Genomic DNA, 12,743 nt, shown 5'->3' on the forward strand with positions numbered 1-12,743 from the left:
CCCCGTGGAACCGACTGTGCACCTGTGCGGCAGCGTGCCGCTCGCCGACTCCGAGACCGTGTTCTGCGCGGTCTCGGCCACCCTCAACGGCCGCGTGCGGCGGATCCCGGACGGCGAGCCGGGTGAGCGCGAGAACTGGGTCGTCTGGCAGCTGCCGAAACTCGCGGCGCACCCGGACCTGGAGACGGTGCCGCCGCCCAGCATGGAGTACGGGCCCTCGATGCGGGTCCGGCCGCGGCCCGGCGTCGACCCGGCGGCGGTGACCTTCGGGCCGCTAGGGTACGCGGCGGCCGCGCTCGACTCGTGGCAGGTGTTCAGCCGCCTGCGCGCGGCCGGCGTCATCCCCGCGGACGTGCGGTTCCAGGTCAGCCTGCCGACCCCGGTCGCCGTGGTCGCCGCGTTCGTCGGCGCCCACCATGCGGAGCTGGAGGTCGCCTACGAGGCACGGCTGCTGGCTGAGCTGGAGGAGATCCTGGCCGTGATCCCGGCCGCGGACCTGGCCGTCCAGTGGGACACCGCGGTCGAGTTCGCCGTCTTCGAAGGGGTGTATCCGGCCTGGTTCGGCACCGACTACCCGTCCCGCCTGCCCGAGATCGTGAAACGCCTGGTGCGGCTCGGCGACGCGGTACCGGACGATGTGGAACTGGGGTATCACCTGTGCTACGGCGACTTCGAACACAGGCACTTCGTCGAGCCTTCCGACACGTCCAAGCTCGCGGCCGTCACCGAAGGCGTCGTCGAGGGACTCGGGCGGCGCCTGGACTGGGTGCACATGCCCGTGCCGCGGGACCGTGCCGATGAGGCGTACTTCGCGCCGCTGGCGGGCCTGGCGCTGCCGGCGGAGACCGCCCTGTTCCTCGGGCTCGTGCATGCCACGGACGGGCTCGAAGGCGCCGGTGCGAGGATCGACGCGGCGCGCAAGGCCGTGAAGACGTTCGGCATAGCCACCGAATGCGGCATGGGCCGGCGCTCGCCCGAGCAGATCCCCGCTCTTCTCGCCCTGCACGCGTCGGTGGCCGACCTGCTCTGACGGCCGGACGGGCACCGCTGACGCGCGGAAGACGATCTCGGCCGGCCGGGTCGGGGTCCGCGCGTCAGCCGGTCACCGGCTGGGTGCTCCGGTCGGTCTCGGCCGTGGGCGAGGCGTCCGGGGCGGCTTCGTCGGTGAGGAAGCCGCCGGACTGGTGGTGCCAGAGACGGGCATACGGGCCCTTGGACTGGAGGAGTTCCTGATGGGAGCCCTCCTCCAGGACGCGGCCCCGGTCGAGGACGACCAGGCGGTCCATGCGGACGACCGTGCTCAGACGATGGGCGACGACCAGCGCCGTGCGGTCGCGCATCAGGTTCCACAGGGCCTCCTGGACGAGGATCTCGCTTTCGGAGTCCAGCGCGCTGGTCGCCTCGTCCAGGAGGAGGATCGGGGTGTCCCGCAGGATGGCGCGGGCGAGCGCGACGCGCTGCCGCTGACCGCCGGAGAGCTTCACGCCCCGCTCGCCGACCAGCGTGCCGAACCCGTCCGGAAGGCTCTCGACGAACTCGGTGACGTGCGCCGCCCGCGCGGCCTGGAGGATCTCGGCCTCGGTGGCGCCCGGCCGGGCGAAGGCGATGTTGTCGCGCACCGACCGATGGAACATCGCGGGTTCCTGCGGGACGTACGCGATCAGGTTGCGCAGGTCGCTCTGGCGCAGCCGCGCGATGTCCTGGCCGCCGACGAGGATCCGGCCTCCGTCGACGTCCATGAGGCGCAGGAGCAGCCGGGAGAGGGTGGTCTTGCCGCCGCCGGACCGGCCCACCAGGCCGATCTTGGCGCCGCCGGCGATCCGCAGGTCCAGATCCTCGAACAGGGGCGGGCCGTCGCCGTGCGCGAAGAGCACCCGCTCGAAGCGGACCGAGGCGTCGGCCGGGCGCGGCGGCTGCGGGTCGGGCGGGTCCACGACGGTCGGCGGCGTCAGGAGCAGTTCGGTGAACTGCGCGCTCTCGGTGAGCGTGCTCTCCATCCGCCGGTAGATCTGGTTGAACTCGAACATGATCCGCGTCGCGTTGGTGTAGTAGGAGAACGTCACCACGACGGCCTCCACCCCGAGCCCGCCGCGCAGGGCCACCGCGACGAGCAGCCCCAGAGCGCTGGTCAGGACGGACATCGGAGCGACGATCGTGTCGACCCGCAGGTTGGCGTAGTCCCAGGAGCGCAGCGCGAGGCGGTGCTGCTCGGCGGCCCGGCCGCGGAACTCGGCGGCCTCCCGCTCCTCGGCGGCGAACGCGCGGACCGTCTCCATGTTGGTCAGCACGTCGGCGACGTGGCCTGACACCCGCACCTTCGCCGCCTCGCGCCGGTCCACCAGCGCCTGCCTGCGGCGGATGAACGGGATGACGAGGAAGCCGGTGACGACGATCAGCCCCACGAGGACGACGACCAGGAGCGGGTGGTACCGCCACAGGATCACCGAGGCGAACGACAACGGGATCACATTGGCCACGACCGAGAAGGTCAGGGTGTCGGCGAAATTTTCGAAACCGCCGCAGAAGCTCAGTATCCGTTTGGTCAGCGCACCGGCGAAGTTGTCGTGGAAAAACGCGGTGTCCTTGGCGAGCAGCTCGTCCATGCCGGTGATGGCGAGCCATTCGATGCCCCGGCCGTTCGTCCTGTTGAGGAAGTGCAACCCCACTCGCCACAACGCCTCGCCGATCAACATGATGCCGGCGAATCCGAGAACGTAGGGCAGGAGAGCGGTGAGATCGTTCTCCCCGCCGTCGGCCAGGTGCCCCACCAGGGCGGCGACCATCAGCGGGGTCAGGTAGAACAGGCAGGTATTACCGATCGCCGGCAAAGTCATCGCCGGAAGCGACATGCGCCACTGGCGGCGCAGCACGCCGCAGTAATAGCGCAGGGCCAGCAGAACCGCCTGCTGCCGGACCGACTGGACGCCTCTGGAACCACCCCGTACTTTCAGCACTCGCCACCCGCTCTCCACACCGCCGCTCTTCCATGCTGCCTCAGACCGTCCGGGCATGGCGAACGCATTTCCCGAGCGCGCAGATGATCAGCCGGTCCGAGAAAGAGCGGCACATGCAGGAGGAACACGCTTGGTTCGCCGCGAAATCGGACGCATCCTTCTTCGGAGGGCCGCGACGAGCAGCCGATCGATGGGGAACCGCGTACCCGCGCTCATTTCGGCACCGGACCTTGCTGGGCGGGCGGCCGCCCGGCGGCCTTCCTGAGGTGCCCGGGACCGCGAAGTCGGCCCTGGAGGTGCGGATGCACGGCGGCCCGGGTTCTGTTCATCGGCAGGCCACCCGCTGGGGAGGTAGCGTTCACCCGGCGGCGCAACCGTCTCGTGAGCCCACTCAGGCTCGCGCCCGAACCGCAGTCGACCGCATACCGGCGAGGGCGTCGAAAAACCAGATGGAGGAATGAAGCACATGGCGAAACGAATCGAAGTTCCGAGCGCTCCGGGAGCGCACCTCGACGATGACGCGTACGACGCGATCGAAGAGGCCAACGCGTCCGGCGAGCCCGTGACGATGGTCTACGGCAGCGCGGAGACCGTCGTCGAGCCCGGCACCAAGCTCGGCCCGGCGGCCATCACCGCCCGCCTGCGCGACGGAGGCGGGCGGTAACACGCCCGCCCTACCAGCGATGGTCCAGTCCGCCGGACTGGACCATCGCCTTCCCGGGCCGCCCCGCGCCGAGCGTCCACGCGAAGACCCCTGCCGTGCTCAGGCGACGACCGTGAGCCGTGAGCAGAGCCGTCATGGCCGCGGCGAGGTCCGCGTCGCCGGTCGCCGGCGACCGCCGGCGTCGCGGTGACACCGGAGTAGACCGGCGCCCAGCTCCTACCGAACTTCGAATCGGTGAACTCAGAGTGATCCGGTCGGAACCTCCGGCCGTTCGGCCTACACACACCACCGCCGCACCGACGCCTCAAAACAATTTTAGTGACCAACTTCACTTGATTTGGTCAGTTGATCTTGATGCCATACGATCTTGCGCAGATCCGGGCATTAAGGCCCGGGTCGTCTCGCATCGCGGGACTAAGACCAGACAGCAAAGGTCGTGGTTAAAGTGTTCGCCTTCATCATCGCCTGGGTGTCGTGCAGGACCTGCAACGGCAGCGGCTGGACCAGCCAGGGCCAGTGCCCGACCTGCCACGGACAGGGCCGCTCCTAATCAGCCGTCCCGCCCCGCCGGCGGGTAAGGCCACGAACAGCAGCCCTTCTTAAAACGGACGGGCCGCACTCGAATTCAGCAACGGGAACGCCCGTTGACACGAACAACGACGTCGACCTCACGTTCTTCTGAGGTGGATTGCTGATATATGCGCAACTCAGGGTCCGGCGTGCACCGCCGGGCCCTGTTCTGTCTTCGACCGCGCGAAAAACTCCGACACCCGTGCCGGGTGCCGTGGGGCTGGGCTAGGCGACGACCGCGAGCAGGGCCGTGATGGCCGTGGCGAGGTCGGCGTCGCCGGTCATCGTCGATCGCTGACGGGCCTCGTCCTCGGTGATGCCTCGGGTCGCCAGCCGCCAGAAGGTGTCCTGGTCCATCGAGACGTGGGCGGACGGCTCCCCCTGAAGCTGGGTCAATCGCCATCGTGCGTCCTGCCGGACCACTCCCCACCGCCCGCCCGCCGGGCCGAGGACCTCCAGGTGGGCCATGGTGCCTTCGGGGCGGTCGTGCATCCGCAGAGCGTGCGGCAGGCCGCGCGCGAAGACGTCCAGCACCGGAGCCATGAGGTCGGGTTCGGTGGCGCCCGGGACGGAGACGGCGTCGCGCACCTGCTGCTGGTGGACCCAGAACTCGGTGTAGTCGCGGCCGATGTCCAGCCAGGCGGGGCTGTCGATGTCGGTCGCGGCCCAGGAGACGTTCAGGTCGGCGGCGGCGTGGAGATCCCGCGCCGCCCAGACGGCGTCGAGCCGCGGCCCCAGGTGATCCAGCAGTTCGATCATCAGTTGCGGGCTGAGCTGGCGGGACGCCCGGACGAACTCCTCGTTGGTGCGCGCCAGATAGGCGGGAAGCGTCTCGCCCTCGGCGAAGATCGCGCCGCCGTGCCCGTCGCGGCTGCCCGACAGGCGCCGCATGTAGTCGTTGAGCACATGGGCGACGACGTCGTGCACGTCCCAGCCGGGACAGACCGTGGGCGCGGCCCACCCGGCCGGGCTCAGGCCGCCGAGCAGGTCGAGCATGGCCCGCCGCTCACGCGGGAACAGGGGGCGGACGTCGACGGCCGGGCCAAAGATCACCATCATGTGACCCTAGCGGCCCGCCTCGGTCAAGCGGCTGCTCAGCGATGAGTCGTCCGGCGCTCGCGGCGGTCGGCTTGCGCCGTCCTCTGTGACGGGATGGCGTGTATCTCGGACATCTCGCGAAGCTCACACGTCGCCGCGGCGGCCTTCCGGCTTTACTGGCCGCATGGAACCTCGCGCCTCGATGCCGGCGGTCCGCCGCGCGGGCAGGATCGTGCTCGCCGTCGTGGCGATCCTCGGCATCGCGGGCGCCGCGTTCGTCGTGCGGGGGCCGCTCATGATGTCCGCGCCGATGTGCACGGCCGGGCGTTGGCACGGCTGCTTCGACACGATCAACGGCGTGGTGCTCGTCACGGTGGCCGCTCTGCCGCTGGCCGCGCTGGCGGTGTGGGCTCTGGCGCGTCTCCGGAGTCCCGCGGTCGCCACGCCGTCGTGGCGGACGTCGCTGGCCGAGGTCGGCATCGTCTACGGGACCCTGCCATGGGTGTGGATGATCCTGCTGCCGGGCGACGGGTCCGGGGTCGGCGTGAGCCTGGTGCCACTGCGGGACCTGCCCACGATGGACACCAAGCAGGTCGTCGGCAACCTGCTGGTGTTCGCGGCGCTGGGGTTCCTCGTCCCGGTGCGGTTCGCGGCCCTGGCGTCGGTGCCGCGGATCCTCGCGCTCGCGGCGGCCTGCTCGGTCCTGGTCGAGAGCGCGCAGTACGCCCTGCGGCTGGACCGGGTGTCCTCCGTGGACGACGTCCTGCTCAACACCGCCGGCGCCGGACTGGCGGCGCTGGCGTCGCGCCGCTGGTGGCGCACTGCGGCCGCGCCCGGCCCGCTCAGGACCCGAGCGCGCCGTCGTTGATGCGCGGAGACGCGCTCCGCATTGGCGGATGGCAACAGAAAAGACGTCGCGCATAAGTCGGTTCTCGGTGCCCGATGCATATCGTCGGCATATCGAAAAACCTATACGCCCCAGCAACGCCGCCCCGCCTTTGCTGGTGGCACGTCATCGACACGAAAAGCACCTCGCAAGGTTTACTGGCTTGCAGCGCTCGGCCTGCTGGTCGTCATGGCGGCGATCGGCTCCGCCCTCGGTCACCGGTCGCAGAACGCCTCGTCCTTCCTGTCCCCGTCGTGGTCCTCGGTCGCGTCGCCTCCGGATCCTCCACGCGGCGAGCAGCGCACCGGGCCCCACGGCATGGTCGGCAAGGGCGACGGTGTCGTCCCGGACGATGTGACGGTCTTCGACGACGGCTTCCCCGCCGTGACCAGGCTCGATCAGCAGCTCCTCACCGCCCTCCGCCGAGCCGCCGAGGACGCCTCGGACGACGGGATCAAGTTCTACGTCAACAGCGGCTGGCGCTCCCCGGCCTACCAGAACCGGCTTCTTCGGGAAGCGGTCCTCAAGTACGGCTCCAAGAAGGAGGCCGCCCGCTGGGTGGCCACCGCTTCGACCTCGCTCCACGTAAAAGGGAAGGCGGTCGACATCGGACATCCCAATGCCGCCAAATGGCTTTCTCGGCACGGGTCGAAGTACGGCCTGTGCCAGATCTACGGCAATGAATCCTGGCACTACGAACTGCGCGCCGGCGCGGTCGACCGTGGTTGCCCGCCCATGTACGCCGACCCGACCCAGGACCCGAGGACCCGGCAGTGACCCCCGCCAGGGACTGGGGCGATCCCTCCCACCAGATCACGTTTGACGGCGCCATGGCTAACCGCTATCTATTAGCTAGCCGTTAGGGGTGGTGCATGCAGGACGCGGTGTTGGCGATGCTCGCGAAGGAGCCCTCGCACGGGTACCGGCTGCGCGAGCGGCTGCGGCGGGCGCTCGGGGCGCTCGGGGATTCGATGAACGCGGGCCAGATCTACGTGACCCTGGGACGGCTGGAGAAGGCGGGGCTGGTCGCCTGCGAACGGGCGGACGGGCTGCCCGACCGGCCGGACCGCAAGGTGTACGCGCTGACGCCGGCCGGGCAGCAGCGGGTGGCGGCCTGGCTGGGCGAGGTGAGCTGGCCCAAGCCGAATCTCGCGGAGTTCCATCTCAAACTCGCCGCCGCCGCGGCGGCGCGGCTCGCCGACCCGGTGGAGCTGGTGGACGCGCAGCGCCGGGAACTGCTGCGGCGCCTCAGGGACGTGCAGCGCGCGGCGCTGGCCGAGCCGGACGGGTCGACCGCCGGCCTCCTGCTGGAGGGGGTCGCGTTGCGGTTGCAGGCGGACCTGCGCTGGCTGGAGTCCTGCGAGCGCGTCTGGTCGAGGATCGAGCACGAATCCGAGGGTGCATGAACGAGTGCGACGCTGTTCTGCGAGTCCGCGGCCTGTGCAAGGAGCACGGCGCGGGGCAGGGGCTCGTCCGGGCGGTCGATGAGGTCGACCTGGACGTCCCGGCGGGGCAGTCGCTGGCCGTGACGGGGCCCAGTGGCTGCGGGAAGTCCACCCTGCTGCAGATGCTGGGCGGCCTGGAGCGGCCCACGCGCGGGGAGGCGTGGCTGGCCGGGCAGCGGACCGACACGTTGGGCGAGCGGGCGCTGGCCCGGTTGCGGCGCCGGTCGGTGGGCTTCGTCTTCCAGGCGTTCCACCTGGTGGAGGAGCTTTCGGCGGCGGAGAACGTGGAGCTGCCCGCGCTCCTGGCCGGACGCTCCCCGCGTGCGGCCCGCCGCCGGGCGGCCGCGCTGCTGGAGCAGATGGGCCTCGGCGAGCGCGCCCGGCATCTGCCCTGGCAGTTGTCGGGGGGACAGCGCCAGCGGGTCGCCATCGCCCGCGCGCTGGCCAACGAGCCGCTGGTCCTGCTGGCCGACGAGCCGACCGGGAACCTGGACACCACGGCGACGCTCGACGTGCTGAGGCTCTTCGAGGGCCTGCGCTCCGCGGGCCAGACCCTGGTGATCGTCACGCACGACGAGCGGGTCGCGGCCACCGCGGACCGGCTCATCTCGATGCGGGACGGGATGTTCGTCGACGACACCCGGCTGGCGGGCGGCACCGGGCGGCTCGGCGACCTGATCGGGCTGGGGGACTGAACGCCGTGGGGCGCATCCTGCTCGTCCTCCGCCTGGTCGTCGCCGACATCCGCCGGCACCCCGCCCAGGCCGCGATCCTCCTGGTCTCGATCACCGCCGCCACCGCCGCGCTGAGCCTGGGCGGATCGCTGCGCGGCGCGACCGAGACGCTCTACCGGCAGACGCGGGCGGCCACGGCCGGACCGGACGTGGTCGCCTATTCCCCCGGAGCCGGTCAGAGCACCGTCAACACCCTGAAGTCCTTGGACCGCGCGCCCGGGGTGGTCGCGCACAGCGGCCCGTACCGCCAGTACCACACGAGGCTCACGGCGCACGGCTCCACGGGAGCCGCGGTAGTGCAGGTCGCCGACATGGCGCCGGGCTCGGTCGACCGTCCGCTGCTGACCTCGGGCGGTTGGGTCCGTCCTGGAGGCGCCGTGGTCGAGCGCGGCTTCGCCACCGCCCTGGACGTCCGCGTCGGCGACGAGGTCACCGTCGCCGGCCGTACGCTTCCCGTCGTCGGGATCGCCGTGACCGCGTCCCGCTCGGTCTACCCGTGGGCGCCGGGGACAGGCCCGGGCGGCGGGCCGGACGACGGCGGCGGCCTGGTCTGGCTGGCCGGACGGGACACCCGGGCACTGGAGTCGCCCGACGTCCCGGTGACCTCCTTCATCAACCTGAAGCTGCGAGATCCCGCCGCGGCCCTGACGTTCGACGGGCACGACCCCGCCATGACCCCGTTCGTCGCCGGCACCTGGGTGAGCATCAGGCCCTGGCAGCACATCGCCGGGCAGGACGCGGTCATGCTCCGGGACAGCCAGCCGATCCTGGTCGTCGGCAGCTGGCTGCTCGCCTTCCTGGCGATCAGCGGCGTGGCCACGCTGGCCGCGGGACGCGCCGCCGAGCAGACCCGCCGCGTGGGCCTGCTCAAGGCCGCCGGCGCCACCCCCGGCCTCATCGCCGCCGTCCTCTTCGCCGAATACCTGGTCCTGGCGCTTCTCGCCGACGCCCTGGGGCTGATCGCCGCGCGGCTGATCGAGCCCGGCGTCGTCAACCCCAGCGACAGCCTGCTCACCACCGCCGCCGGGCCGAGCGGCGACACCATCGCCCTCACGACCGTCGTAGCCCTGGCCGTGGCGGGCCTCACCACCTTCGGCCCGACCATGCGGGCCCTGCGCACCGACACGGTCGCCGCACTCGCCGACGGCGCCCGCCGCCCCCGGCACCGGGCCCTGCCGACCAGGCTCTCCGCGCTGCTGCCGACGCCGCTCCTCCTCGGGCTGCGCCTGGTCGCCCGCCGTCCCGGCCGCGCCGTCCTGCACGCGTGCACCACCGCGACCACCCTGGCCACGGTCACCGGCCTGCTGGTGATCTACGCCCAGCCGGAGAAGGGCTATCCGGGCTCCTCCATGGCGAACGATCTGCGGAACGCGCAGGAGCACCACGTGATCCTGGGGGTCACCGCAGCGCTGATCGCCCTCGCCGCCGTCAACACCATCGCCGTCACCTGGACCACGGCGCAGGAAGCCCGTCACACCATGGCCGTCGCGCGCGCCCTCGGCGCCACGCCCGGCCAGATCACCGCCGGACTGTCCGCCGCTCAACTTCTGCCGACCCTGCCCGGCGCCCTCGCCGGCATCCCCTTGGGCCTCGCCCTGTGCCTGCCGTTCAGCGAAGCGAACACGACCTGGCCCCCCGCATGGTCACTGCTCACCGCCGCGCTCGCCGCCCTGCCGGTGACCGCCGCGCTCACCGCCGTCCCCGCCCGCGCCGCGTCCCACCGCCCCGCGGCACGAACCCTCACCACCGACCCGACATGACCCCGGACGTCTGCCTACCGGGGCGCGTCCTCGACCATGACGGCCCGGCCTGATCGGCGGGCTTCGCTTCCCCGCCCGTCAGACGACCGGTATGAGAGGTTCATCGGTCGCCGGGAGTAGGTCTCTCGCCTCATGCGCGCTCCGGGTCCGCTGGCTGGGGTCGGCACTCATGCGGACCACGGGCAATGCCGGCCGCCAGGCGGCGGAGCGCAAGCGCGACACCTTGGAACGGCTCGTCACCGAGCGGGATGTATGAGTGTCCACAGCGCATCCTGAACACGGCCCGCACCAGGTGCCGCTGTGGTTCCTGTGGGACGGGCGAGCCGTGTGGATGTGCACCGGCGCCACTTCCGCGACTGCGCGGAACGTCCGCGAGGAGCCGCGCGTGCGCCTGGCGCGGCGAGCCGGAACTACGCGGCGGAGTCATCATGCGCGACGGGACGCGGCCGGCATAGCTCCGGTGACACGGTCGCCGGCTGACGCCGCACCGGGCGGCGGGGACGGGATGTCCGAGCCGGGTGGTAGGTGTTCGGGATGCGTTCTGAGGAGTTCCTGCAGATGGTGCTCGGGTTGCCGGAGGTCACTGAGCGCGAGTCGTTCGGGAACATGACCGGTTTTCGCGTCCGCGACAAGGGCTTCTGTTATCTCGACGAGGCCGAGCGCGTCGTCCTGCTCAAAGCCACCCGGGAGGAGCAGGTCGCCCTCGTGGCCGAGGCCCCGGACACCTTCGCCCTGTCCTGGGCCAGTGGGCGCTTCGGCTGGGTGAAGATCAAGCTGGCCTCCGTCGACCCCGGGGAACTGACCGAGCTGGTCACCGAGGCCTGGCGGCTCACCGCCCCGAAGCGCCTCGCGGCCACGTTGCCCTCCTGAGCGTTGACGGCTCCGACCAGGCGACTTCAAATAGACAGCAATGTTTGTTAGCGTGGATCCTTCGTGGCGCGCGTGCCGGGTGGGATGCGCCGGGTCTAGGTCGCTGGAGCGGGGATGGGGCTGGTCAGATCGATCGCCGTCGTGGTCGCCGCTGTGGCGGGGCTGAGCCTGGTGGGGCCGGCCGCCTCGGCGAGCGGGCCCGAGTACTACCTCGCGCTCGGCGACTCGTTGTCCGTGGGCGTCCAGGCCGGGGCGGGGAGGACCGACCAGGGTTACACCGACCGGCTCCACGCCGCGCTCAAGGCACGGCATCCCCGGCTGGAACTGGTGAAACTCGGATGTCCCGGGGAGACCACCACGACGATGCTCAAGGGCGGCATCTGCCGTTACGCGGCCGGCTCCCAGACGGAGGCCGCCGAGGCCTTTCTGAAGGCGCACGCGGGCCGCGTCCGGTACGTCACTCTGGACATCGGGGCCAACGACACCAACGGCTGCCTGCCGGGCGGCGGCGTCGACGCGGGTTGCGCGCTGCGGGGCGTCGGCTCCCTGGTCGCCAACCTGCCGCAGATCACCGCGCGGCTGCGGCTCGCGGGAGGCGGCGCACCCGTCTATACCGCCATGAACTACTACAACCCCGGCCTGGCGTCCTGGGCGTCGGGCGGCAAGGCCGCCGCCCTCGCCTCGATCCCGGTCGTCGACACCTTCAACGCCTACGAGCACGGCGTCTACCTCGCCGCCGGGTTCCGGGTCGCGGACGTCAACGGCGCCTTCGCCGGGCACGACCTCACCGAGGTGACGGCCCCTCCGTACGGCGCCGTGCCCCGTGGCGTGGCCCGGATCTGCGCGTGGACGTACCAGTGCAGCGACGGCGACGGCCACGCGACCGCGGCGGGATACCAGGAGATCGCCCATGCCTTCCTCAAGGCCATCCCGACCACGTCCACCGTGCGGCCCGGCGTTCCCGGTACCGCCTGACCCCGCGGGAGGCGCCAGCCCCGTCGCACCAGAAAGACACGGCCGTTCAGGTGATATTGGACCGTTCCGGTCGCGCTATAACATTGTCATGCCCAAGACGCCGGCGGGGACGCGCGAGAAGCTGATCGAGGCCGGGATGCGGCTGCTGGAGGAGCGGGGGCCCGAGGCGCTGAACGCGCGGGGCCTCGCCGCGGAGATCGGGGCGTCCACCATGGCCGTCTACACGCACTTCGGCGGGATGACCGGACTGTACGAGGCGCTCGGACGGGAGGCGTTCGCGCGCTTCGAGCGGCATCTGCGGCAGGTGCCCGACACCGACGACCCGGTCACCGACCTGCTGGTCCTGGGGCTCGCCTACCGCGAGTTCGCGATGGCGAGCCCGCAGCGCTACCGGCTGATGTTCGGCATCGCCTCGCCCGGGGCGCTGCCGTCCTTCGGGCACGACCTCACCGCCGAGGGCACGCCGGCGACCGCGCCCGAGATGAACGACGCCTTCGCGCTGCTGCCGCGGCTGGTGCGGCGCGCGATGAACGCCGAGCGGATCCGCCGGGACGACCCCGTCCTGGTGGCCGGGCAGATCTGGTGCATGGTCCACGGCTACGTGCTGCTGGAGTCCACGGGGGTGTTCGGCCAGGAGGGGCGCGGTGTGCTGCACATCCTGGGCCCGCATGTGATCAACCTGCTGGTCGGGCTCGGGGACGGGCGCGAGGCCGCCGAGCACTCCGCCGGGCAGGCGCTGCTGAACGCCGGGGCGGCCCGGGCCGCCCCGCCGGAGCCGGCGCCCCGCCGGGGGCGGCGGCCGCGGCCCGCGCGGTGACGTGACGATCGCCACGCGATCGGTCCGAAC

13 protein-coding genes are annotated in these 12,743 nt (G+C 71.5%); 11 read left to right on the forward strand and 2 right to left on the reverse strand.

The features are described 5' to 3' along the window. Positions 1-4 precede the first annotated feature (4 nt). Positions 5-1,030, forward strand: a complete 1,026-nt coding sequence (locus tag ACQEU6_RS28215) for a hypothetical protein (protein WP_499336076.1) — start codon at positions 5-7, stop codon at positions 1,028-1,030. 64 nt (positions 1,031-1,094) lie between these two features. Here the strand turns inward: ACQEU6_RS28215 and ACQEU6_RS28220 are convergent, their stop codons facing one another. Then, the gene (locus ACQEU6_RS28220; RefSeq protein WP_499336077.1) at positions 1,095-2,954 is read right to left on the reverse strand and encodes an ABC transporter ATP-binding protein; all 1,860 of its coding nucleotides are present in this window, start codon (positions 2,952-2,954) and stop codon (positions 1,095-1,097) included. Between the two features lie 466 nt (positions 2,955-3,420). On the opposite strand from ACQEU6_RS28220, the gene ACQEU6_RS28225 reads away from it, so the two are divergent. After that, positions 3,421-3,618, forward strand: coding sequence for a hypothetical protein (locus ACQEU6_RS28225; protein ID WP_499336078.1), 198 nt, complete (start codon positions 3,421-3,423; stop codon positions 3,616-3,618). Positions 3,619-4,413: 795 nt separating this feature from the next. Here the strand turns inward: ACQEU6_RS28225 and ACQEU6_RS28230 are convergent. Next, positions 4,414-5,247, reverse strand: coding sequence for a maleylpyruvate isomerase family mycothiol-dependent enzyme (locus ACQEU6_RS28230; protein ID WP_499336079.1), 834 nt, complete (start codon positions 5,245-5,247; stop codon positions 4,414-4,416). A gap of 163 nt (positions 5,248-5,410) precedes the next feature. Here ACQEU6_RS28230 and ACQEU6_RS28235 point away from each other — a divergent pair, with 163 nt between their 5' ends. The 9 genes from ACQEU6_RS28235 (at position 5,411) to ACQEU6_RS28275 (ending at position 12,713) form a co-directional block, all read left to right on the forward strand. Then, complete coding sequence (locus tag ACQEU6_RS28235) at positions 5,411-6,094, forward strand: VanZ family protein (protein ID WP_499336080.1); 684 nt, start codon at positions 5,411-5,413, stop codon at positions 6,092-6,094. A 21-nt stretch (positions 6,095-6,115) separates the two neighbouring features. After that, the gene (locus tag ACQEU6_RS28240) at positions 6,116-6,889 is read left to right on the forward strand and encodes a M15 family metallopeptidase (RefSeq protein WP_499336081.1); all 774 of its coding nucleotides are present in this window, start codon (positions 6,116-6,118) and stop codon (positions 6,887-6,889) included. Positions 6,890-6,984: 95 nt separating this feature from the next. Beyond that, positions 6,985-7,518: a PadR family transcriptional regulator gene (locus ACQEU6_RS28245; RefSeq protein WP_499336082.1), complete on the forward strand. Its 534-nt coding sequence runs from the start codon at positions 6,985-6,987 to the stop codon at positions 7,516-7,518. Then, positions 7,515-8,252, forward strand: coding sequence for an ABC transporter ATP-binding protein (locus ACQEU6_RS28250; RefSeq protein WP_499336083.1), 738 nt, complete (start codon positions 7,515-7,517; stop codon positions 8,250-8,252). Before ACQEU6_RS28245 ends, ACQEU6_RS28250 begins: the two co-directional genes overlap by 4 nt. A gap of 5 nt (positions 8,253-8,257) precedes the next feature. After that, complete coding sequence (locus tag ACQEU6_RS28255; RefSeq protein ID WP_499336084.1) at positions 8,258-10,051, forward strand: FtsX-like permease family protein; 1,794 nt, start codon at positions 8,258-8,260, stop codon at positions 10,049-10,051. A gap of 256 nt (positions 10,052-10,307) precedes the next feature. Beyond that, positions 10,308-10,661, forward strand: coding sequence for a pyridoxamine 5'-phosphate oxidase family protein (locus ACQEU6_RS28260; RefSeq protein ID WP_499336085.1), 354 nt, complete (start codon positions 10,308-10,310; stop codon positions 10,659-10,661). Further along, a complete protein-coding gene (locus ACQEU6_RS28265) occupies positions 10,586-10,921 on the forward strand; it encodes an MmcQ/YjbR family DNA-binding protein (RefSeq protein WP_499336086.1) in 336 nt (111 codons plus the stop codon). Before ACQEU6_RS28260 ends, ACQEU6_RS28265 begins: the two co-directional genes overlap by 76 nt. 114 nt (positions 10,922-11,035) lie before the next feature. Next, entirely contained in the window at positions 11,036-11,896 is an 861-nt protein-coding gene (locus tag ACQEU6_RS28270) for an SGNH/GDSL hydrolase family protein (RefSeq protein WP_499336087.1), read from the forward strand. A gap of 88 nt (positions 11,897-11,984) precedes the next feature. After that, complete coding sequence (locus ACQEU6_RS28275; RefSeq protein ID WP_499336088.1) at positions 11,985-12,713, forward strand: TetR/AcrR family transcriptional regulator; 729 nt, start codon at positions 11,985-11,987, stop codon at positions 12,711-12,713. Positions 12,714-12,743 lie beyond the last annotated feature (30 nt).

This window comes from Spirillospora sp. CA-108201 (assembly GCF_050936235.1).
GTDB lineage: Bacteria > Actinomycetota > Actinomycetes > Streptosporangiales > Streptosporangiaceae > Spirillospora.